This is a genomic window from Nocardia spumae (assembly GCF_020733635.1).
GTDB lineage: Bacteria > Actinomycetota > Actinomycetes > Mycobacteriales > Mycobacteriaceae > Nocardia > Nocardia spumae.
This window is the reverse complement of record NZ_JAJFZL010000001.1, coordinates 2157427-2179916: the sequence shown is the minus strand read 5'-3', so window position 1 is coordinate 2179916 and position 22490 is coordinate 2157427. Positions and strand designations below refer to the sequence as shown.

The following is a 22490-nucleotide window of genomic DNA, read 5'->3' as shown; positions in this document are numbered from 1 at the left end:
CGATGGGGTTGTCGGGTCGCCGATATCGCCTGATGTTCGCAAAAGGGTCTATGGCCTGCTTTCCGGTCTCGAACGAGTTGTCCTCAAAGTCTATCGCGCGGCACCGACACCGCCCAGTGAATAGATCTCCGGCCGCAGCTCACAGCGGTGGAGGGCGAACCCATCAGCGAGCGGCCCGGCGCGCCCACTCCACCGCGAAATCACGGAACGTCCGCACCGCGTCGCCCGGCACCACATCGGCCGACCAGATCAATCCCACCGCACGCGCGGCGCCGGGATCCGACAGCGGCACCAGTGCCGGACCCGGTTGCGGGCCCCGGACCGCCGGTTCCTCCCAGGGCAGCAGGGCGACCCCGAGTCCGGCGGCCACCAGGCCCGAGACGGTGACCAGATCACTGGACTCCATCACGATGCGCGGCCGGAAATCGGCTGCCGCACAGAGCTCGTCGAGGATTCGGCGCATGCCGAATCCGGTGGGCATGGCGATGAATTCGGCATCGGCGGCCTCGGCGAGCCGGATCTGCCGCCGCCCCGCCAGCCGATGATCCACCGGCACGCCCAACGCCAGGCGCTGCCGGAACAGCGTGTGCCAGCCCAGACCGGACGTCGCGGGTTTGGGCGAGGTCAGGCCGAGATCGGCCGAGCCGTCGAGCACCCGGTCGACCACCACGCCAGCGGCGCCCTGGTCGAGGCTGAAGGTGATCCGCCCCGACAGCCGCCGGAAGCCCGCGACCAGTTCCGGGACCACCCGCCCGCCGAAGGAATGCACGAACGACAGCCGTACGACGCCGCGGGCCGGATTCGCCAGATCCGCCAGCGCCCGGCTCGCCGCGTCCAGTTCGGCCTGGGCGCGGCGGGCGTGCTCGTAGAAGATGCGGCCGGATTCGTTGAGGGACAACCGTTTTCCGTGCCGATCGAACAACCGGGTACCCAGCCGATGTTCGAGCCGGGCGAGCATCCGCGACAGCGTCGGCTGCGCCAGATGCAGCCGATCGGCCGCCGCCCCGACTCGCTCGAGTTCGGCGAGGGTCAGAAACCAGTGCAAATCGTCACTCGGCACGTCCCGGCTCCCAGCGCTCAGCTCATCTAATGCCGATTCGGCATCAACTTACCGATTATTATGCATTTCCTTTCTTAGCGACTTCGGGCCACCGTGGATGTCATGACCACGACCGTGACCACCGCCCCCGCTCGATCGGCCGAGCATGCGCGTCACGAACGACGGATCACGCTGGCGCTGTTCGCGGCCGGGCTCACCACCTTCGGTTCGATGTACAGCGCCCAGGCACTGCTGCCGAGTCTGTCGACCGCCTTCGGCGCCGCCCCCGCCCGGGCCGCACTCGCGGTATCGCTGACCACCGGTCTGCTCGCCGTGGCGATCGTGCCGGTGAGCGTGCTGTCGGGGCGTTTCGGACGAACCCGGGTGATGATCGTGTCGGCGGTGACGACCAGCATCCTCGGGCTCGCCCTCCCCTTCAGCCCGAATCTGGACCTGCTGCTGGCCGGACGAGCGATCGAAGGTATCGCGGTCGCCGGCGTTCCGGCGGTGGCGATGGCCTACCTGGCCGAGGAGATCGGCTCGGCCGGCTTGGGCGCCGCGATGGGGGTGTACGTGGCGGGGACCACCGTCGGCGGACTCACCGGCCGCTTGATCCCGGCCTTCGTCCTGGAGATGGCGTCCTGGCGGTGGGGCGCGGCGATATTCGCGGTCGGCGCGGCGCTGTGCACCCTCTGGTTCGTCCGACTGCTCCCGCCGTCACGCCATTTCGTCGCACAGCCGCTCGGAATCCGCACTCTGGCCGCCGATGTCGCCGGTCATCTGCGCAACCGTTCACTCCTGGCGCTGTTCGGACTGGCCTTCCTGCTGATGGGCGGATTCGTCTCGGTCTACAACTTCCTCGGGTATCGCCTCCTCGAGGCGCCGTTCGGATTGTCCGCCGCCACCGCGGGTTCGGTATTTCTGATGTACCTGTCCGGCACCGCGTCCTCGACCGCCGCCGGACGGCTCGCCGATCGGATCGGCCGCTTCCCCGTCGTCGCGCTGTCCATCCTGACCATGGGGATCGGACTGGTGCTCACCATTCCCGATCACCTGGCGATCCTGTTGCCGGGCCTGCTGTTGTTCACGGCGGGATTCTTCGGCGCGCACGCGGTGGCCAGCGCCTGGGTCGGCGCCACCGCGACCGGCAACCGCGCGGCCGCCTCCTCGCTGTACCTGTTCGCGTACTACGTGGGCAGTTCGATCGTGGGCGCCCTCGCGGGGCTGGCCTACGGACAACACGGATGGGCCGGGCTGGCGGTATACGTGGGTGTGCTCATCATCGTCGCGGCCGGACTGGTCGCCAGCCTCGCGCGGCCCGCCACATCCGGCGCCGCACCGCGCGAGCGGCTCACTACCAGCGCGGAGTGAGTGCGCCCAGCGCGCCCAGCGCCACCGCCGCGGCGGTGGAGGTGCGCAGCACGGTCGGGCCGAGCAGCGCGATCCGCGCCCCGGCCGCCTCCAACGCCGTGAGTTCGCTGTCGTCCAATCCCCCCTCGGGACCGACGATCAGGACGATGCGCGCGGCCTCGTCGAACGGCAGGTCCACGAACCGGGACGCACCGGATTCGTGCAGGGCGACCGCGATCCCGTTGTCGGCCACGGTCTTTCGGACCGTATCCAGCACGTCCGCGGTGCGATGCAGCTCCGCCACCTCCGGGATGTACGGGCGGCGCGACTGGCGGGCCGCCGCACGAGCGGCCGCACGCCACTTGTCGGCGCCCTTGCGCGCCTTGGCTTCCCAATTCGAGACACAGCGCGCGGCCTGCCAGGGCACGATCCCATCGGCGCCGGCCTCGGTCGCCAGCTCCACCGCGAGTTCGGAGCGCTCCGATTTCGGCAATGCCTGCACCACCGTCACCGCGGGTGAGACCGGCGCCGCGAGTACCCGATCGAGCACCTTCAGCTCCAGGCGATCCCGGCCCGCGGCCACGACCTCGGATTCGGCGACCAGTCCCGCACCGTCGGACAGCGTGATCGGTTCCCCCACCCGGATGCGGCGCACGGTCGCGGCGTGCCGGCCCTCCGGACCGTCGAGCACCGCGATCTCGCCCACGGGCGGAATCTCGTCGAGATAGAAAACCGTTGCGGCCACGGTATTTTCAGCGACCGCTGAACGATGCCCGCAACCGGGCGAACAGCCCGCTGTTGTGTTCGGACTGCGCCGAGAGCACCTCGGTGTGCTCGCCACCCCGCATCGACTGGTACTTGCGCAGCAGGTCGACCTGCTTGCTGTCGAGTTTCGACGGAACCACGATGTCCAGATGCGCCACCAGATCACCGCGGGAACTGGACCGCAGCTTCGGCATACCGTGCGCCCGCAGCACCGATACCTCACCCGGCTGGGTGCCGGCGGGAATCGTCAACTCGGTCGGGCCGTCGAGAATGGTGTCGATGACCACCGTGGTGCCGAGTGCGGCGTCGACCATCGGCACCCGGATCGTGCAGTGCAGGTCGTCGCCGTCGCGGACGAAGGTGTCGTGCGGCTGTTCGACGATTTCGACGTACAGATCACCGGCCGGGCCGCCACCGGGCCCGATCTCGCCCTGTGCCGCCAGCCGCACCCGCATCCCGTTGGCCACACCGGCCGGAATCGGCGCGGCGATCTCCCGGCGCGCCCGCACCCGGCCGTCGCCACCGCACTTGCGGCACGGGTCGGGAATGGTCTCGCCGGTACCCCGGCAGGTCGGGCAGGGCCGCGAGGTCATCACCTGGCCGAGGAACGAACGCTGCACGGTCTGCACCTCACCGGCGCCGCCACAGGTCTCACAGCGCACCGGCTTGGAGTTGCCGTTGGTGCCCGAGCCCTGGCACAGATCACACAGGACCGCGGTGTCGACGGTGAGGTGTTTGGTGACACCGACCGCGCATTCGGCCAGCGACAGCCGCGTCCGCAACAGCGAGTCCGCGCCCGGCTGCACCCGCCCGCGCGGTTTGCGCGTGCTGGTGGCGTTCATCCCGCCGAAGAACGCCTCGAACACATCGCCCAGGCCGCCGAAGCCGGCGCCGGAGAAACCGCCGCCCGCGCCCGCCGACTCCATCGGGTCACCGCCCATGTCGACGATGCGCCGCTTCTCGGAGTCGGTGAGAACCTCGTAGGCGGTGGATACCTCGCGGAACCGCTCCTGCGCCTCCGGATCCGGGTTGACGTCGGGGTGCAGTTCCCGGGCCAGCTTGCGGTAGGCGCGCTTGATCTCCTGGTCGGACGCGTTACGCCCGACGCCGAGGATTCCGTAGTAGTCCCGTGCCACTTGAGTCTCTAGTCCTGTTCCGAATGGTTTCGTTCAGCATCCCTGCTCGCAGCCGATGCTGCCATGTTCACTGTGGCCGACCGGCTGGCTCTCGATTGCCGGCGGGCGAGGATCCCGGTCACCGGGCTGGGCTCATCGTTCCGCGAGCACCTCACCGATATAACGGGCGACCGCGGCGACCGAAGCGATCGTGCCGGGGTAGTCCATCCGGGTCGGGCCGACCACTCCCATACCGCCCAGCACCGTACCCGGCATACCGTACCCGGTGGATACCACCGAGGTTCCGCGCATCTGCTCGACCCTGGTCTCCTCCCCGATCTGCACCGTCACCATGCCGGGCTGCTGCGCGGCCGCCAACAGCTTCAGGACGATCACCTGCTCCTCGAGGGCCTCGAGGACGGCGCGCAGCGACCCGGGGAAACCGAAGTCGGCGGCATTGCGGGTGAGGTTGGCGGTACCGCCGAGCACCAGTCGTTCCTCGGGATGTTCGACGAGCGTTTCCACCAGCACGGTCGACACCCGCACCAGGACGTCGCGCAGCCGCGCCGGGGCCTGCTCGGGGAGTTCGGCCACGGAACTGGAGGCGGCGGCCAGTCGTTTGCCGTCCATCGCCTTGCCGAGCATGCCGCGCAGGGCGGCCAGATCCTCGTCGTCGATCACCGCGCCCAACTCGACGAGTCGCTGATCGACCCGGCCGGTGTCGGTGATCACGACCAGCAGCAGCCGGGCGGGATTGAGGGCCACGACCTCGAGGTGGCGGACGGTGGAGGCCGAGACGGTCGGATACTGCACCATCGCGACCTGCCGGGTCAGCTGCGCCAGCAGCCGCACTCCGCGCCGCAGGACATCGTCCAGATCGACGCCGCTTTCGAGGAATTCCATGATGGCGCGCCGCTCGGCATTCGACAGCGGCTTGACCTCGGAGATGTTGTCGACGAACTGCCGGTAGCCCTTATCGGTCGGGATGCGCCCGGAGCTGGTGTGCGGCTGGGTGATGTAGCCCTCGGCCTCGAGGACCGCCATATCGTTGCGTACGGTAGCGCTGGACACACCCAGGTTGTGCTTGTCGACGAGGGTTTTCGACCCGATCGGCTCCTTGGTCGCGATGTAATCCGCGACGATCGCACGCAGGACATCCAGTCGTCGCCTCTCGGTGCTCGACATCGGCCCCACCTCCTCGCTCGCCATCGGGTCCGCACAGCCGCATCCGGGCAGCGTCAACCACGCGGACTACCGGTTGATCCGGGTCCAGTTTAGTTCGTCGGAGTAGGAGTTCCCGCGTGTGAGGTCGCACAGTGTGCGCACGGGCGCCCTTACCCCTGGTAAGGCGGCCGCGGTGCGGCGATCCGGCTCATCCGGTGTGTTGTGGGTCAGCCGCCCGATCCGGTGCGCACCTTGGGCGCGTTCGGGTCGTAGGGCACCGCTTCGGAATAGCTGACCCCCACCGGTTCGGTCTCCAGCCACCTGGTGGGGAAGTCGTCCTCGTCGAAGGTGTTCTCATCCCGGAGAGGCGGACATTTCGCGCCCTCGACGTCCCGGGTCCGATGTGGCTCCACCACCACATTGAACGGAACTTCGAACAGCGACCGGCCACCGACGACCCGGCATTGCTGCCACGACTCGATCAGGTAGTAGCCATCCGTATCGTTGCGACAGCTCGTGCCGGAACACGACACGCCTGCCGGAAAGGGTCGTGCCTGTGCTTGCGGAGCGGGCCCCGCGAGGACCGCCACACCCACCACGCCGACCAGCCCGGCCGTCACGACGAGAGATTCGACCTTGCGCACGCGGTTCCCTTCGGCTGCCTTCGTCATCGAAGATCAGTATCGGGCCGCGACCCAGCACTTCCCCGGGATGGGCATGGCCGTGCGGGGAGCCCGCCCGGGACAGGGGGATCCGCCGTCCCCACGGTGACCGGCCTGCTCGGTCAGCTACCGGCGGCGGACTTCCCGTTCGCCGCGTCCAAACCCAGCATCGTCAGCAGGGAAACGCAGTCGGCGGCATCGGTCGAATGACTGGCGACCGTCCTCGCGGCCAGTGCGTTGCGGCGCTCGGTCTCGGCCTTCTCGGCAGCGCGAACTTCGGCGAATTCACCGTGATCGGCGACGGCGGTGATGGGATATGCCTGCGACATGGGTCTCCTCGGGTCGATCCGAACCCTACGCCATACCCCCGCCCGATGGGGCCGTGTCACGGATGCCGGCCGCCGGCGGCCGGCGCGGTGGAGATCGGCTACCGCGACGCCGGGGCTCCGGCCTCAGGACAGGAGTTCGCGCACCACGCCGTCGGCCAGCAGCCGGCCTCGGTCGGTGAGGACGAGGCGCTGATCGCGGACGAGCGCGAGCCCGTCGGCGACGATCCGCTCACATGCCCGCCGGCCCTCGTCGTCCAGTTCGGCGACCGGCAGTCCGGAGCGCAGGCGCACGCCCAGCATCACCCGCTCGGTGTACCGCTCCGCGGCGGTGAGTGCCTCCCAGCCCGCGGCCGGGAGTCCGCCGCGGGCGACGCGGTCGGCATAGCGTCCCGGATGTTTCACATTCCACCAGCGGACCCCGCCGATATGGCTGTGTGCGCCGGGTCCCGCACCGAGCCAGTCGCCGCCGTCCCAGTAACCGATATTGTGACGGCATCGCGCGGAATCCGTTGCGGCCCAGTTCGATACCTCGTACCAGCGAAGTCCCGCCCCGGACAGCCGCGCGTCGATACGCTCGTAGCGCGCGGCCAGTGTGTCCTCGTCGGGTGCGGGCAGTTCGCCACGCCGGACCTTGCGGGCCATGGCGGTGCCGTCCTCGACTATCAGCGAGTACGCCGAGACGTGGTCCACCCCGGCGGACAGGACGGCGTCGAGGCTGGCGTCCAGATCGGCGTCGGATTCACCGGGGGTGCCGTAGATCAGATCGAGGTTGATGTGGCCGAAGCCCGCGGCGCGGGCCTCGCGGGCAGCCGCGACCGCGCGGCCCGGGGTGTGCGTGCGGTCGAGGATGCGCAGGACGTGGGTGGCCGCCGACTGCATACCCAGCGAGACGCGGGTGTACCCGGCCGCACGAATGCGGTCGAAGAACTCGGGCGAGGTGGACTCCGGATTCGATTCGGTGGTCACCTCGGCGTCGGGCGCCAGCGTGAACTGCGCGCGGACCGCGTCGAGGACATCGGACAGACCCGCACCACCCAGCAGCGACGGGGTTCCGCCGCCGACGAAGACCGTCGACACCGGCGGTTGCGCACTGGGCAACGAGTCGAAAGTCGCCGCCGCCGCGGCCAATTCACCGCGCAATGCCTCGAGCCAGGACTGCGGCGAGGCCGAGCTGCCCAGTTCACCGGCGGTGTAGGTGTTGAAATCGCAGTATCCGCATCGCGTGGCGCAGAACGGCACGTGCACGTAGATCCCGAACGGACCGCCGCCGAAATCACGCAGCGTCGGCGTGTCGGTGGCTTCGGGAGCGGAGGCGGTCACCCCACCAGTGTGCCCGCCGCCCACCAGTGACGGCCGGCACACCACCCCCTCCGGGGCGCGATCACCGGCCCCGACGGCACCGGCGTTTCGATCGGCGGCGGCGACCTGTTTCCTGAACCAATGTCGAGGTGAAGCGGCTCACCACGGAAAGAATCCGGTCGGTCTATGACGCATCTCACAAAACAGGACGCTCGTCCAGGGAATTTCCCCCCTTTCTGCGGGAAATATCACCCACTGGTCGGAAAGACCCAGCTGACATGGCACAATATCTGGCATGACCGGACTTGGAGTACGACTCGTGGCGCGCCGCCATGTCGACTTCAAGCGTGTCTGCAGCGCCAGCTGTCTGCCGGATCGCCTCCGGTAGCTCGGCCTGCCACTCCCGGTTCTCGGCGTCCGTCGCGACGCCCATCGGCCCGATTCGCTGAATACCGAAGGCGCGAGCCAGCCCCCTCCCGCCTGCCGCAAGGCCTGATCCATCTTCTCCAGGAGCGACCCTATGACGTCGAGTACCGACGCCGGTCCCACCCCCGAGTCCGTTCGCGCCGAGCGTGAACGCCTGGCTCGTGAACGCCGCGCCCGGCCCCGCCCGGCGGCCACCGGCGCCCGGGAACGCACCGGTAAGCCGGTCCGCCGCAAGTCCGAGGGCCAGTGGGCACTCGGATACCGGGAGCCGTTGAACCCGAACGAGCAGAGCAAGAAGGACGACAACCCGCTCAACGTTCGCGCGCGCATCGAGAACATCTACGCCAAGGGCGGATTCGACTCGATCGACAAGAGCGATCTGCGCGGCCGCTTCCGCTGGTGGGGTCTCTACACCCAGCGCGAGCAGGGCTACGACGGCACCTGGACCGGTGACGAGAACATCGATCTGCTCGAGGCCAAGTACTTCATGATGCGCATCCGCTGCGACGGCGGCGCGCTGAATGTCGAGCAGGTGCGCACACTGGGACAGATCTCCACGGAGTTCGCGCGCGACACCGCCGACCTCTCGGACCGCGAAAACGTGCAGTACCACTGGATCGAGATCGAGAACGTCCCGGAGATCTGGCGGCGCATCGAGGCGGTCGGCCTGCAGACCACCGAGGCGTGCGGCGACTGCCCGCGCGTGGTGCTCGGTTCCCCGCTGGCCGGTGAGTCACCGAACGAGATCATCGACGGCACCTGGGCCGTCGAGGAGATCACCCGCCGCTACATCGGGAAGAAGGAGTACTCGAACCTTCCCCGCAAGTTCAAGACCGCGATCTCCGGCCAGCAGGATGTGGTGCACGAGATCAACGACGTGGCGTTCATCGGCGTCGAGCATCCCGAGCACGGGCCCGGTTTCGACCTGTGGGTCGGTGGCGGCCTGTCCACCAACCCGATGCTGGCCCAGCGGGTCGGCGCGTGGGTCCCGCTCGAGGAGGTGCCCGACGTCTGGGAGGCGGTCGTCTCGCTGTTCCGCGACTACGGCTACCGGCGGCTGCGCACCAAGGCCCGGTTGAAGTTCCTGATCAAGGACTGGGGTATCGAAAAGTTTCGGGAAGTCCTCGAAGAGAAGTACCTGCAGCGCAAGCTCATCGACGGCCCCGCTCCGGAAAAGCCCACCCGGCCCATCGACCACATCGGTGTGCAGAAGTTGCGCAACGGGCTCAACGCGGTCGGGTTCTCTCCCATCGCGGGGCGGGTCTCGGGAACGATTCTGACCAAGGTCGCCGACGCCGTGGAGCGTGTGGGCTCCGACCGGATCCGCTTCACCCCCTACCAGAAACTGATCGTGCTCGACGTCGCCGACGACAAGGTCGACGAGTTGATCGCCGAACTGGAACCGCTCGGCTTGCACGCCCGGCCTTCGGTGTGGCGTCGAAATCTGCTGGCCTGCAGTGGTATCGAATTCTGCAAGCTGTCGTTCGTGGAGACGCGCAAACGTTCGCAGGTACTGGCTCCCGAACTCGATCAGCGGCTGGCCGACATCAACGCGCAGCTCGATGTGCCGGTCACGATCAATATCAACGGGTGCCCCAATTCGTGCGGGCGCTCGCAGATCGCCGATATCGGGTTCAAGGGCCAGCTCGTCGACGACGGTCACGGGAATCAGGTCGAGGGCTTCCAGGTTCATCTGGGCGGCACCCTCGGCCTCGACGCCGCCTTCGGTCGCAAACTGCGCCAGCACAAGGTGACCAGCGACGAGCTCGGCGACTACATCGAGCGCGTCGTGCGCAACTTCGTGAAGAGCCGCGACGGGGGCGAGCGGTTCGCGCAGTGGGCTGTCCGCGCGGATGAAGCCGACCTTCGGTAACGGGAGATATCAGTTATGGCAACCACTGTGGACAAGCTGAGCGAATCCGAGCTGCGCAAAATCGCCGAAGACGGCGCGGCGCAGCTGGGTCCGGACGCCTCGGCCACCGAGCTGCTGCAATGGACCGAGGACACCTTCGGTACCAACTACATCGTCGCCTCGAATATGCAGGACGCGGTGCTGGTACAGCTGGCCGCGCAGGTCCGGGAGCAAGGGGATCCGCTGCCGGTCCTCTTCTTGGACACCGGCTACCACTTCGCCGAGACCATCGGCACGCGGGACGCGGTCGAGACGGTCTACGGCGTGAACATCGTGAACGTGCGGCCCGAACACACTGTCGCCGAACAGGATCAGCTGCTCGGCAAGGATCTGTTCGCCCGCGACGCGGGTGAATGCTGCCGCTTGCGCAAGGTGGTGCCGTTGAAGAATTCGCTGGCCCCCTACAACGCGTGGGTGACCGGCATCCGGCGCGTGGAGGCCCCCACCCGGGCCAACGCCCCCCTGATCTCCTTCGACGAGGGATTCGGGCTGGTGAAGATCAACCCGATCGCCGCCTGGTCCGACGACGAGATGGCCGCCTATATCGACCAGCACGGCATTCTCGTCAATCCCCTGGTGGAGGAGGGATATCCGTCCATCGGTTGCGCTCCGTGCACACGGAAGCCGGAACCGGGATCCGATCCGCGAAGCGGCCGCTGGGCCGGCCTCGCCAAGACCGAATGCGGGTTACACGCGTCATGACTTCCACGGTGACAGAAACAGAATTCAAGGCTCTCGCTTCGCTCGAAGGATTCGATACCCTCGCCGCCCTCGAGAGCGAAGCCATCCACATCTTCCGTGAGGTGGCAGGCGAGTTCGAGCGCCCGGTGGTCCTGTTCTCCGGTGGTAAGGACTCCACGGTTCTGCTGCATCTGGCCATCAAGGCCTTCTGGCCGGCGCCGCTGCCGTTCGGGCTGCTGCACGTGGACACCGGGCACAACCTGCCCGAGGTGCTGGCCTTCCGGGACAAGGTGGTCGAGAAGTACGGCCTGCGTTTGCATGTCGCCTCGGTTGAGGACTATCTCGCCGACGGCCGCCTGCAGGAGCGCCCGGACGGCATCCGCAATCCGCTGCAGACCGTTCCGCTGCTGGACGCCATCAACGAGAACCGTTTCGACGCGGTCTTCGGTGGTGGCCGTCGTGACGAGGAACGCTCCCGCGCCAAGGAGCGGATCTTCTCGCTGCGCGACGCGTTCGGACGCTGGGATCCCAAGCGGCAACGGCCGGAGCTGTGGAACCTCTACAACGGCCGCCACGCTCCCGGCGAGCATGTGCGCGTCTTCCCCATCTCCAACTGGACCGAGCTCGACATCTGGCGCTACATCGCCCGGGAGAACGTCGAACTGGCCACCATCTACTACGCCCACGAGCGCTCGGTCTACCAGCGCGACGGCATGTGGATGACCCCCGGTTCGTGGGGCGGTCCGCGCGAGGGCGAGGAACTGGTCGTCAAGTCGGTCCGCTACCGCACCGTCGGTGACGGATCCACCACCGGCGCAATTCTTTCCGATGCCGCGACCAACGACGACATCCTGGCCGAGGTCGCCGCGTCGCGACTGACCGAACGTGGTGCGACCCGTGGTGACGACCGCGTCTCCGAGGCCGCCATGGAAGACCGCAAGCGAGAGGGTTACTTCTGATGGGCGAGTGGAGCTCGCGGAACGAGCGGACGAGACAGCCCGATCTCCTCCGTCTCGCCACCGCCGGCAGTGTCGACGACGGCAAGTCCACACTGGTCGGACGTCTGCTCTACGACACGAAATCGGTACTGGCCGACCAGATCGACGCCGTCACCCGCGCGTCGGTCGACAAGGGTCTGGCCACACCGGATCTGTCGCTGCTGGTCGACGGTTTGCGCGCGGAGCGGGAGCAGGGCATCACCATCGATGTCGCCTACCGCTACTTCGCCACCCCCCAGCGGTCCTTCGTGCTCGCCGATACACCGGGGCATGTGCAGTACACCCGCAACACCGTCTCCGGCGCCTCGACCGCGCAGTTGGTGATCCTGCTCGTCGACGCGCGCAAGGGTGTCATCGAGCAGACCCGCCGCCATGCCGCGGTGATGGCCCTGCTGGGTGTGCCGAAGCTGGTGCTCGCGGTCAACAAGATCGATCTGGTGGACGACGCGGAAGCTGTCTTCACCCGGATCGTCACCGAATTCAATGAGCTGACCGCCAAACTCGGCTGGGCGGCCGAGGACATCGTCGAGATTCCGGTCTCGGCGCTGCACGGCGACAACATCGCCTCACGCTCGGACAACACGCCGTACTACGACGGGCCCTCGCTGATCGAGCACCTCGAATCGGTGCCGGTCGACGCCGACAGCACCGGCCGCCACCAGGTCGGACTGCGCTTCCCGGTGCAGTACGTGATCCGTCCGCGCACCGCCGAGTACCCGGACTACCGCGGATACGCGGGACAGGTCGCGGCCGGCGTGGTCGCCAAGGGTGACGAGGTCGTGGTGCTGCCGTCGGGCATTCGCACGACGGTCGAGCGCATCGATACCGCCGACGGTGAGCTGCCCGCCGCGCAGCCCGGCCGCAGTGTCACGCTGCTGCTCGCCGACGAGGTCGACATCTCGCGCGGCGACACCATCGTCGCGGCGGCCGACGCGCCGGAGCCGATCGACGCGTTCGACGCCACCGTGTGCTGGCTCGGCGACAAACCGCTGCGTCCCGGCGCGCGCCTGCTGCTCAAGCACGGCACCCGCACCACCCAGGCCATCGTCGGTGGATTGATCGAGCGGTTCGACGAGCAGAATCTGGCCGCCGACCCGAATCCGGAATCGCTGTCGCTCAACGATATCGGCCGTATCTCGGTCCGGGTCGCCGAGCCGATCGCGGCAGACGACTACCGGGTCAACCGCTACACCGGCAGCTTCCTGCTGATCGATCCCGCGGGCGGTAACACCCTGGCCGCCGGCCTGGTCGGTGACGTGCTGACCTCCGTCGAGGTCGGTAGCTGAGATGAGCTCGGCCGGTAGGGCTCTCGTGGGTGGTGAACGGCCGCTGCTGCCGTTCACCGGCCACGTCCCGCCCTCCGGCGCGACCGTCCCGGCGCGGGTGCGCCGCATCGCCGCGGACGCGACCCGCGGTCGCGGACCGGCGCTGATCGCCGTCGCGCACGGCAGTCGCGATCCCCGCTCGGCGGCGACCATGTCGGCGGTGGTCATCGATATCGCGCACCGTCGCCCGGATCTCGATGTGCGCCTGGCCTTCCTCGACCTCAACACCCCCTCGGTGGATCAGGTGATCGATGCCGTCGCCGCCGCGGGCCATACCGAAGCCGTGGTGGTTCCGCTGTTGCTGGGCAGCGCCTTTCACGCACGAGTCGATCTGCCGGGAATCCTCGCCGCGGCGCGCACCCGGCACCCGAGGCTCATCCTGACGCAGGCCGATGTCCTCGGCACGGACGACCGGCTGGTGGCGGCCCTGCGCGACCGGGTGCTGGGCACGGGCGCCGACATCGGTGACACCGGGCTGGGCGTCGCGGTCGCGGCCGTGGGGTCCTCGTCGGCGGCGGCCAACCGAGCTACCGCCGAGGTCGCCGCCCGACTGGCGGCCGGCACCTCCTGGCAGTCCACGATCTGCTTCGCCACCACGACACCGTCCCTTCCGCAGGCGGTGGCACAGCTGCGACGACGGGGCGCCGAACGGGTGACCGTCGCACCGTGGTTCCTGGCGCCGGGCCTGCTCACCGACCGGCTGGTCGCCGACGGCCCGCGGCTGACCCACGCCCCCACCATCGGCGGCCACCCGTTGCTGGGCGCGGTCGCACTGGAGCGCTATCGCGCCGCGAACGAGGTCACGGTCGAACTGTCCGCCTGACCGGTCGATCCCGCGGCGCTAGTTCCCGAACCAGCGTTCCAGGATCAGCGCGGCGCCGTCGTCGTCGACATCGGCCGTGGTCTCGTCGGCGATCTCGAGTACCGCGGGCACCGCATTACCCATGGCCACCGAATGTCCGGCCCAGGTGAGCATTTCGACATCGTTGTAGCCGTCACCGATGGCCAGGGTTTCCGCGACCGGGATATCGAGTGCGAGCCGAAGTTGTTCCAGGGCCCAGCCTTTGGATACCCCCGCTTTGGAGGCGACCAGCCACGGCTCGTCCTCACCGTGTACCCATCCGGCGCCGGGCAGGTCGAGTTGGCCCACGGCTTCGATCATTTCGTCGAGACTCCCGCCCGGCCACCATCCGTTGAGCCGGGTGGTCGGTTCCAGGCTCAGCGCCGCATCGTCGACGAAACGAAACTCCCCGAGCCGGAAACTGCCGGGATAGTAGCCGGTGGCCCAGGTGCCCACTCCGACCTTCTCCACCGACAGCACCATGTCGGGTAGCAGGGACCGCAGCCGCGCGACCGCCGGTTCCGGATCGAAGGTGTGCACCGCCAGTGGTTCCCAATTCGAAATATCCACGTGCACAGCACCGTTCGAGCACAGGGCCTGTCCTTCGCTCAGTCCCAGCTCCTCCATCACCAGCCGGGTCGCCAGCAGGGTGCGACCGGTCGTGATCACCACCTGCGCGCCCGCGTCGACCGCGGCGCGCACGGCCGCGCGCACCCGCGGGCTCATCGGCGCGCCGGCCTGCAGGATCGTCCCGTCAACATCCAGAGCAATCAGTCGAGGACTGTTCACCGAGTCATTGTCACCGATCATGCGTCCGCGCTTACATCGCGATCGGCGTTACCGGACGGTACGACCGGAGGAATGCATGACACGTCAATTAGACGTCCGGATTCCGCCAGCTTCACCCACTCCACCCGGCTTGACTGAGTACAGCGACGAAATCGCGTGACAGCCAACAGATATGGAGACAGCAATGGATACCCGGTTCGAGTCGAAGGTCGTCCTGATCACCGGCGCCACCAGCGGAGTCGGCGCCGCCGTCGCACGGCGGGTGGCGGCCGAGGGCGCCGCGGTGGTGCTGGGCGCGCGGGGCGAGGAGGCGGGCGATCGGATCGTCGCCGACATCCGCGCCGCCGGCGGTCGCGCCGTCTTCGTCCCGACCGATGTCACGGTGGCCGCGGATGTGGACCGGCTGACCGGCACCGCGGTCGAGGAATTCGGCAGACTCGACGCGGCGTTCAACAACGCCGGCGCCGTCAACGCCGCGGGAGCGGTGCAGGACATCGACGAAGCCGGCTGGCGAGCGGATCTGGAGCTGAACCTGACCGGGGTGTATTACGGTCTGCGCTACCAGATTCCGGCGCTGATCGCCTCCGGCGGTGGCGCGGTGCTCAACAACGCGTCCAATCTCGGCGTGGTGGGGATGGCCTCGGTCGCGCCGTACGTCGCCGCCAAGCACGGTGTCGTCGGCTTGACCCGCGCGGTCGCGCTGGAAACCGCCGACCAGGGGGTTCGAGTGAACGCACTGGTCTCGGGCGCGGTGGACACTCCCGCCTTCCGCTCTTCGATGGGCGCGACACCGGAGGGCGCGGCCGCCGTCGCCGCACTGCATCCACTCGGTCGCATCGCACAGGCCGACGAAATCGCCTCACTGTGCGCCTTCCTGCTGTCGCCGGAGGCGAGTTTCGTCACGGGCGCGGCAGTCGCGGTCGACGGCGGCTTCACCGCCCGGTAGCTCCCCCGTCAGCGATAGATCTCGGTCAGCTCGGCCGCCAGCGCCGCCAGCTCGCGTCGAATCGTCTCGGGGGCAACGACTTCGAGGCGATTGCCGAAACCGGCGAGCTGTTCGGCGACGGCGCGGGGCGTATGCGCTGTGACTCGGACCCGAATCCGCCCGCCGTCGACCGGCCCGTCCTCGGCACAGTGACGGCCGAGCCGATCGCGCAGGACCGGGACGATCTCCGCGTCGGCGTGCACGGTCGCCGACACCTCGGATCGGCGGTGTTCCAGCTGTTCGACTGTCTCCGCCCACACCCGCGCGAGGTCGAAGTCCTCCGGGACGACGACGGTACCCTCCTCGATGGTCACCTCGCTCATCCGGTCGATACGAAAGGTGCGCCGACCGCGATCGGTGCCGGCGATCAGGTACCAGACCGCGTCCTTGTCGACCACACCCCACGGCTCGACGACCCGGCCGCCGCCCGCCGCGCCGTAGCGGAATCGAACGGGACGCCGCCTGGTGACGGCCTGCCGCAACAGCCGGACCGGCGCCGGCTCGGATCGACGGCGCCGACCCCACCCCGCCGGATCGACCAGCGTCGCGGTCGATGCCGCCAGCGCTTCTACCCGGAAGGTTTCCGGCAACGCGCGCAACAGTTTACGAAGTGCCGAGCGGGTCGCCGGGGAACCCGAGGCAGCGGGACCGAGCAGCAGGAACAGCGCCTGCGCCTCGTCGGCGGTCATCCCGCTCAGATCGGTCCGCGCGCCGCCGACCAGCGCCCAGCCGCCACCCCGGCCGGGCTGGGGGTATACCGGGACACCGGCCGAGGACAGGGCCTCGAGGTCGCGCCGCGCGGTCGCCACGGACACCTCGAGTTCCGTGGCGATCTGCGCGGCGGTCACCCGGCCCCGGGTCTGCATCAGCAGCAGGGTGGCAATCAGACGATCGGCTCGCATGGAGAAATTCTCTCGCTGAAAGTACTCATTCGGTGAGCACTTTACCTCGCAGAATCGTTGTCGAAGCCCAACCCGGATCGAGGAGACAGCGATGCTGCGAGGAATGACCACCGTGTCCTATTACGCCGACGACCTGACCGCGGCGGCGCGCTGGTACAGCGAAATACTGGAGACCGAGCCATATTTCGAGGTGCCCGGCTATATCGAGTTCCGGATCGGCGACTATCAGCACGAACTCGGAATCATCGATCGCCGGTACGCCCCCGGCGGTCCGGCGTCGCCCGGCGGTGCGCTGCTGTACTGGCATGTCGACGACGTGCGGGAATCGCTCGCGCGACTGCTCGCACACGGCGCCACCGAGTATCAACCCGTCACCGAACGCGGCGAGGGTTTCGTGACCGCGTCGGCGGTCGATCCGTTCGGCAATATCGTCGGCGTCATGTCGAATCGGCACTACCTCGACGTGCTGGCGAACCGCCCGGCGTAGGTGACGCGACCCGACTCAATGGTGGCCGAAACCGCCGAAGCCGCCACCGAAACCGCCACCGTGGAACCCCCCACCGAGCCCCGGCGACGGCGCCGGTACACCGCCGTGGAATCCGCCGCCCGGAACGGTCCCGGTGCCGAGTCCACCCGGCCGGCCGGCGCCGCCGGGTGCGATACCACCCGGACGCGGAACCGCGGGTGCGCTGTTGCCGCCTCCGGGCCGGGTGCCGCCGAATCCGGGGCTCGGCTGCTGCACCCGGCCGCCGCCTGTCGCCGCGCCGGGATTGGCCCCGCCCGGTCCCGTGGCGGAATCGGGAGAGGTTGTGCCCGTGGATGAATGGGCGCCACCGGTATCGGCCGAGGGTGCGGTGCCGGTAGCGCCGCCCTGGTTCGTGGCACCACCGGAATCGGCGGGGTCGCCGGAATGCGCGCTGGTACCGGCGTGGGCTCCGCCGCTCTGGTTCGTGGACTCGCCGGACTGCGTGGCGCCGGCGCTCTCGGCGCCGGAGTCGTCGCCGGTCGATGCCGAGGTCCCTGACCCGGCCGAACTGGATGAGTCGTGACCGCCGGAGTCCGACGGGCCGCCCGGATCCGACCCGGCATTCGAGGCGCCCGAGTGCGCGTCGGCACCGCCGTCGGTGTCGCCGGGAGTTCCCGCCGAGTGCCCGGATCCGGCGTTGTCACCGGTGGAGGCGGTGCCGCCCGGCGCGGTGGTCTCCCCCCGTTGCGGGGCGGGCGATCCACCGGCGTCGGCCTCGGCGGTGGTCCCGCCGGGCACCGGGGCGTCGATCGGGGCGGGGTCCGGGGCCGGCGCGCTGCCGGGCACAGGACTCGGCGTGCCGGAATTCGGGGTGTCGCCGCTGTTCCCGCCGGGCGGATGCGACGACCCCTGATCCCCGGATCCGGGGTTGCTGGGCCAGATCGTGCCGGGCAGGGTGCGGGCCGCGGTTCCGGCCGCGAGCGCGGCGGCGGCACCCGATGTCGCGAAGGGCATCGGATTGGAGAACCGTGCCGGATCGGCATAGGTCGTGGCCCGGGGTGGCTCACACGGAGTCGCGGCGCCGTAGTCCCGCAGGACGTTGCCGGGATCGCCGGCCATCACCTTCGAAAGACTGTGCGCCGCACCGGCATATGCCCGTAGCGCCGACATCGACGGCCCCATCGGGTTGTCGGCGCGGGCGGCCAGTGCCGCGAATCCGGCGCCGAATCCGGGCACCTGCGGCGACTCGAGTCGTTCGCGTAACGAGTCCGCGGGCCCGGCGAGCGCGGGGCCGAATTCCATGATCGGACCGTCGGTTCCGAGCGGGCCGCCACCGATCATGGTCGCCGCCGACATGGCCAGCGCGGAGACCACCGCGGCGGAGGACACCACCGCCGCACCGCGGGCGTAGCGACCGACATTGCCGGTGCTCCGCGCGAATCGAGCCGAGGCGACCGCGGCGCCGGTGGCGACGGTGTGCGCCGGATCCGGTGAGACGATCACCGGCAATCCGAGTTCGGCCAGCACCTCCGCGACCTCGACCGGACGGGCGGCACCGCCGACCAGCAGCACCCGGTCGATATCGTCGATCCGCACCCGCGCGCGCCGCAGGCAATCACGCACGACACGAAGGGAATTGCGAATATGCCAGGCGCGCAGTCGCTTGGTGTCCTCGGCCGGAACCACCGTCGACACCGGCGCGGGCACATCGGGGGCCAGCGCTCGCGCATAGCGTGCCAGCAACGCGCCCAGCGGCCGGCCGCCGTAGGAGTTGGAGCGGATCGCCGAGCCGAGTACCCCGCGCTGGCTCCACTCGGTCTCGGTCCGGACCACCGCGACGTCCACACTGTTGGCGCCCAGATCGTAGACCAGCGTCGAGCCCGATTCGGAGACACCGTATTCGGCGTCGAGCCATTCGAGGGCGGCCACCGGCTCCGGCATCAGGACCACATCGAAGGCGCCGGACCGGTGCAGCGCGTACTGCAGCGCCGCGATCTGCCGCTCGGAATAGCAGGCCGGATAGGTGAGGACCGGTCCGGATTCCGGATCACTGGATCCGATCAGGCCGACGGCCACCGCGGCGACCAGGTCGGCCGACGACCACACCCGCCCGCCCAGCGATACCGGCTCCCGCGTCTGGGTGAGATCGGCGAAATCCGTTACCACCGGGGCGAATCGGGGAATCCCGCCGACCCGCGCCGCACCGGCGCGATCGAAGCTCAGCGAGGTACGACGCATCCGCACCGCCGGCCGGTCCCCGTCGGCGGCGGTAGCCGCCCATACGGAATTCACTGTGCCGATGCTCATGCCGAAGCCAACCCTCATTGCCATCCCGTCAACGCACCGAGACCACGGCCCCAGGCGGTTAACCCTTGCGGTCGCGGTCGTTTACCAAATAGCGCCCACAGGTTAGCTGGTCGGTCTCGATCACGGAAAGCGAATGGGTGGAAAAGCTTTCGTACGCACCGGTCAATCGATCAAAACAGCTGATAGACCAGCATTCAATTCAAGATCAGGGGATTGAATTCATCTACAACAGGGAAATAGCTGGCGAAACTGGCTACCTAACAGTAATTCTCGATGAAAACCGACCGTTGTTCTTTTCGATCGCGCCCTCGGCATTCCTGACACCGATTTACCGCACGACATTCCGAATGACTGGGCAGTTGCCCGACGATCGGCGGCCCAGGCGCCGCCAGACGACAGCCGCCCCGATCCACACGGAATCGGGGCGGCTGTCACACGGTCCGGTCAGACTCGGGCGAGCTTGCGCTTCCACCAGGACTGGGTGGTCGCACCACCGCGCACCGCATCGGGACGGCGGCGCTGCACCAGGCGATCGAAATCGGCGACGCCGTTCACCGGACGCGCCAGGCGACCGGCGTTGAAATCGTCGACCAGCTGTCGCACCGTCTGTTGCGCACAGGATTTGTTGGTCCCGATGAAACCGGTGGGACCACGCTTGATCCAGCCGGTCACATAGGTTCCGGGCACCACCGCCCCGGCCGCGGCCTCCAGTACCCGCCCATCGGCGTTGGGGATGACGCCCGCCCGCTCGTCGAACGGCACACCGGGCACGGCCACCCCGCGGTATCCGACCGAGGCGAGAACCAGAGCGGTGTCGAGGGTTTCGGTGTCCTCGGTGGCGACGGCCCTGGTGAGGCCGTTCTCATCGGCGACGAGTTCGTTACGCACGAGCTCGATTCCGGCCACCTTGTCCGCACCGGTCAGCGCGACCGGCGAGGACAGATAGCGGAAGACGATCCGCCGGCGCGCACCCACCGGACGGTCGGCCACCTCGCGCAGCAGCTTCAGTTTCTGCGCGACCTTCTGCGACATCTCCGGAGTCGGTTCCGGCACATCACCTTCGACGACGATATCGATATCGGAACCGAGCAGACCAACGAATTCCGGCACGGTGAACGCCGATTCGGCCGGGCCGCGCCGGCCGACGATCACGACTTCCTCGATCTTGCTGTGCCGCAGGGCGTCCAGCGCCACCGGCGAGATCTCGGTGCTGTCGAGCAGCTCGGGATCCATGGTGAGGATCCGGGCCACATCGAGGGCGACATTGCCGTTGCCGACGATCACCGCGCGCCGCTGCGACAGGTCGAAGGCGCGCTGCGCGAAATCGGGATGCCCGTTGTACCAGGCCACGAACTCCGTCGCGGACAGGCTGCCGGGCAGACCCTCGCCGGGGATGCCGAGCTTGCGGTCGGACGAGGCGCCGACCGCGTAGATCGCGGCGTGGAAGTGGTCGAGCAGTTCGGCGTGCGAAATATCCTCGCCCACGGCCAGATTCAGGTACGAACCGAATCCCGGCTGCGCGGAGATCACATCGAACAGCCGGCCGACCTGCCGGGTGCGGGTGTGATCGGGCGCCACACCGTGCCGGGCCAGCCCGTAGGGCACGGGCAACCGGTCGAAGACCGTCACCGTCACCCCGGGCTGGGTCAGCAGTTCGTCGGCGGCGTACATCGCCGACGGCCCCGAGCCCACGATCGCGACGCGCAGCGGCCCCCGGCCGGCCTCGACCTCGGCGGCGGGGACCGGCTTGGCCAGCAGGTCCCGCGGCCGGGCGTGCCGATAGAAATCGGCGTTGATCTCGATGAACGGCTTCTGCTCCTCGGTGAGTTTCTTCGAGGAGGTGATGGCGTCCACCGGGCAGGCGGTGGCGCAGGCGCCACAGTCCACGCATGCCGCCGGATCCACGTACAGCATCTCCGCGGTCAGGAAATCCGGTTCGTCGGGCGTCGGATGGATGCAGTTGACCGGGCACGCGTAGACGCAGGAGGCGTCGCTGCAGCACGACTGGGTGACTACATACGGCACTGTATGGCTACCCTTCAGGCGGCTTCGGTCTTGATGCGCAACGGCTCCGAGCGGTACCGGCTGGAGGGACCGTCGATGCGCAGCAGCTTCCAGACGTTCTTCGAGATCGGGTTCATCAGGCCCAGGTCCTTGGCGAGCGCGCGCACGTCGACGAAGTAGTCGGCGAAGGTCTTGCGCGCCTCCGTGGAGCCGTAGAACAGTTCCTTGCGCACCGAATCGGGGATGTCGAACTCCTCGAAGAAGGTCTTCGGCGGAGTCGCGATCGACCGGCCGAGGATCCACATCACCAATGGCATCGCCAGCGAGAGCACGAACTTGGCGCCCGCGTTCACCTCGGGCACATGCTTCTTGAGGTACTCGTGCGCGAAGGAGATGTGGCGAGCTTCCTCGGCCACGTGGATCGCCATCACGCCGCGCATGATCGGGTGCACGTCCTCACCGGAGCGCAGGATCTGCTTCTGAATGTGGTCGATCGGCTCCTCACCGGCCAGCACGGCCATGAAGAACAGATTCGGGAACCAGGAGGCGACCGGTGCGGCGGCGTACTTGAACTTGCGCACCAGCGGGCCCATACCCGGCACATCGATGCCGATCCGGTTGACCATCTCCTGGAACATCAGGGTGTGGTTGTGCTCCTCGATCATCTCGTGGGAGCAGTAGCGGAACTCGGGCGAGCCGTTAGGCAGGCCGAAGTTGTGCGTCACCATGCCGCTGATCAGGATGGACTCGAACTGCAGGCCGACCTTGGCGACATTGGCCTGGCGGTACTTGCCGATTCGGATCTGCTCGTCCTTCGGCAGCGCCTTGTACCAGGGGTGACGGCCGAGGGGGTCCGCCGATTCGGGCAGGATCCAGCGTTCCTCGCCGGCATCCGGGGCGAAGTCGGGATTGTCCCAGTCGATATCGGTGAAGGGATCGAAATGCTTGTTGACCGAGCCCTCGGACAGCAGAAGCAGCTTCTGGGCATATTCCATGGCCTCGGCGACCACAGGGTCTACTTCGGGCGTCGCGGCAACGGACATCGTCGTCACAGCCTCTCCATCTCGCATGGGTAACTGTTTCCCATAGTTACACCTATGAGGACGGAGGTCAACACACACCACCGGGCGC

At 68.4% G+C, this 22490-nt stretch carries 21 protein-coding genes; 9 read left to right on the top strand and 12 right to left on the bottom strand.

Annotated features, from left to right (window positions below; genetic code table 11):
• Positions 1-163: 163 nt before the first annotated feature.
• Positions 164-1060, bottom strand: coding sequence for a LysR family transcriptional regulator (locus tag LKD76_RS09320; protein ID WP_227980631.1), 897 nt, complete (start codon positions 1058-1060; stop codon positions 164-166).
• A gap of 102 nt (positions 1061-1162) precedes the next feature.
• Between LKD76_RS09320 and LKD76_RS09315 the strand changes: the two genes are divergently transcribed.
• Positions 1163-2410, top strand: a complete 1248-nt coding sequence (locus LKD76_RS09315) for an MFS transporter (RefSeq protein WP_227980630.1) — start codon at positions 1163-1165, stop codon at positions 2408-2410.
• Here LKD76_RS09315 and LKD76_RS09310 read toward each other — a convergent pair.
• The 6 genes from LKD76_RS09310 to hemW all read right to left on the bottom strand — a co-directional run bounded on the left by LKD76_RS09310 (position 2394) and on the right by hemW (position 7744).
• On the bottom strand, positions 2394-3134 hold the full coding sequence (locus LKD76_RS09310) for a 16S rRNA (uracil(1498)-N(3))-methyltransferase (RefSeq protein WP_227980629.1): 741 nt from the start codon (positions 3132-3134) through the stop codon (positions 2394-2396). The genes LKD76_RS09315 and LKD76_RS09310 overlap by 17 nt on opposite strands.
• Before the next feature lie 7 nt (positions 3135-3141).
• The gene (gene dnaJ / locus LKD76_RS09305) at positions 3142-4290 is read right to left on the bottom strand and encodes a molecular chaperone DnaJ (protein WP_227980628.1); all 1149 of its coding nucleotides are present in this window, start codon (positions 4288-4290) and stop codon (positions 3142-3144) included.
• A gap of 132 nt (positions 4291-4422) precedes the next feature.
• Positions 4423-5454, bottom strand: coding sequence for a heat-inducible transcriptional repressor HrcA (gene hrcA / locus LKD76_RS09300; protein WP_227980627.1), 1032 nt, complete (start codon positions 5452-5454; stop codon positions 4423-4425).
• Positions 5455-5660: 206 nt separating this feature from the next.
• A complete protein-coding gene (locus LKD76_RS09295) occupies positions 5661-6104 on the bottom strand; it encodes a hypothetical protein (RefSeq protein WP_227980626.1) in 444 nt (147 codons plus the stop codon).
• A gap of 113 nt (positions 6105-6217) precedes the next feature.
• The gene (locus tag LKD76_RS09290; protein WP_227980625.1) at positions 6218-6424 is read right to left on the bottom strand and encodes a hypothetical protein; all 207 of its coding nucleotides are present in this window, start codon (positions 6422-6424) and stop codon (positions 6218-6220) included.
• 123 nt (positions 6425-6547) lie between these two features.
• Complete coding sequence (hemW, locus tag LKD76_RS09285) at positions 6548-7744, bottom strand: radical SAM family heme chaperone HemW (protein WP_227980624.1); 1197 nt, start codon at positions 7742-7744, stop codon at positions 6548-6550.
• A 274-nt stretch (positions 7745-8018) separates the two neighbouring features.
• Between hemW and LKD76_RS32315 the strand changes: the two genes are divergently transcribed.
• The 6 genes from LKD76_RS32315 to LKD76_RS09260 all read left to right on the top strand — a co-directional run bounded on the left by LKD76_RS32315 (position 8019) and on the right by LKD76_RS09260 (position 13888).
• A complete protein-coding gene (locus LKD76_RS32315; RefSeq protein WP_368854180.1) occupies positions 8019-8111 on the top strand; it encodes an Ms4527A family Cys-rich leader peptide in 93 nt (30 codons plus the stop codon).
• A gap of 132 nt (positions 8112-8243) precedes the next feature.
• Entirely contained in the window at positions 8244-10022 is a 1779-nt protein-coding gene (locus LKD76_RS09280; protein ID WP_227980623.1) for a nitrite/sulfite reductase, read from the top strand.
• Between the two features lie 15 nt (positions 10023-10037).
• On the top strand, positions 10038-10763 hold the full coding sequence (locus LKD76_RS09275; RefSeq protein WP_227980622.1) for a phosphoadenylyl-sulfate reductase: 726 nt from the start codon (positions 10038-10040) through the stop codon (positions 10761-10763).
• Positions 10760-11701 (top strand): sulfate adenylyltransferase subunit CysD, encoded by a 942-nt coding sequence (cysD, locus tag LKD76_RS09270; RefSeq protein WP_227980621.1) that lies wholly within the window; start codon positions 10760-10762, stop codon positions 11699-11701. The genes LKD76_RS09275 and cysD overlap by 4 nt, the downstream gene beginning before the upstream one ends.
• The gene (locus LKD76_RS09265; protein ID WP_227980620.1) at positions 11701-13026 is read left to right on the top strand and encodes a sulfate adenylyltransferase subunit 1; all 1326 of its coding nucleotides are present in this window, start codon (positions 11701-11703) and stop codon (positions 13024-13026) included. The genes cysD and LKD76_RS09265 overlap by 1 nt, the downstream gene beginning before the upstream one ends.
• Before the next feature lies 1 nt (position 13027).
• On the top strand, positions 13028-13888 hold the full coding sequence (locus LKD76_RS09260) for a sirohydrochlorin chelatase (RefSeq protein ID WP_227980619.1): 861 nt from the start codon (positions 13028-13030) through the stop codon (positions 13886-13888).
• 18 nt (positions 13889-13906) lie between these two features.
• On the opposite strand, the gene LKD76_RS09255 is transcribed toward LKD76_RS09260, so the two are convergent.
• A complete protein-coding gene (locus LKD76_RS09255) occupies positions 13907-14695 on the bottom strand; it encodes an HAD family hydrolase (protein ID WP_227980618.1) in 789 nt (262 codons plus the stop codon).
• Positions 14696-14879: 184 nt separating this feature from the next.
• On the opposite strand from LKD76_RS09255, the gene LKD76_RS09250 reads away from it, so the two are divergent.
• Entirely contained in the window at positions 14880-15641 is a 762-nt protein-coding gene (locus LKD76_RS09250; RefSeq protein ID WP_227980617.1) for an SDR family NAD(P)-dependent oxidoreductase, read from the top strand.
• Positions 15642-15649: 8 nt separating this feature from the next.
• On the opposite strand, the gene LKD76_RS09245 is transcribed toward LKD76_RS09250, so the two are convergent.
• Positions 15650-16582 carry a helix-turn-helix transcriptional regulator gene (locus LKD76_RS09245; RefSeq protein WP_227980616.1) on the bottom strand — a complete coding sequence of 311 codons (933 nt, stop codon included), beginning with the start codon at positions 16580-16582 and terminating at the stop codon, positions 15650-15652.
• A gap of 91 nt (positions 16583-16673) precedes the next feature.
• On the opposite strand from LKD76_RS09245, the gene LKD76_RS09240 reads away from it, so the two are divergent.
• Positions 16674-17069, top strand: a complete 396-nt coding sequence (locus LKD76_RS09240; RefSeq protein ID WP_227980615.1) for a VOC family protein — start codon at positions 16674-16676, stop codon at positions 17067-17069.
• A 15-nt stretch (positions 17070-17084) separates the two neighbouring features.
• On the opposite strand, the gene LKD76_RS31805 is transcribed toward LKD76_RS09240, so the two are convergent.
• The 3 genes from LKD76_RS31805 to LKD76_RS09225 form a co-directional block, all read right to left on the bottom strand.
• Positions 17085-19355 (bottom strand): Hsp70 family protein, encoded by a 2271-nt coding sequence (locus LKD76_RS31805; RefSeq protein WP_255659828.1) that lies wholly within the window; start codon positions 19353-19355, stop codon positions 17085-17087.
• A 444-nt stretch (positions 19356-19799) separates the two neighbouring features.
• On the bottom strand, positions 19800-21380 hold the full coding sequence (locus LKD76_RS09230; RefSeq protein WP_227980614.1) for an FAD-dependent oxidoreductase: 1581 nt from the start codon (positions 21378-21380) through the stop codon (positions 19800-19802).
• Between the two features lie 14 nt (positions 21381-21394).
• Positions 21395-22402 carry an AurF N-oxygenase family protein gene (locus LKD76_RS09225; protein ID WP_227985170.1) on the bottom strand — a complete coding sequence of 336 codons (1008 nt, stop codon included), beginning with the start codon at positions 22400-22402 and terminating at the stop codon, positions 21395-21397.
• Between the last annotated feature and the right edge of the window lie 88 nt (positions 22403-22490).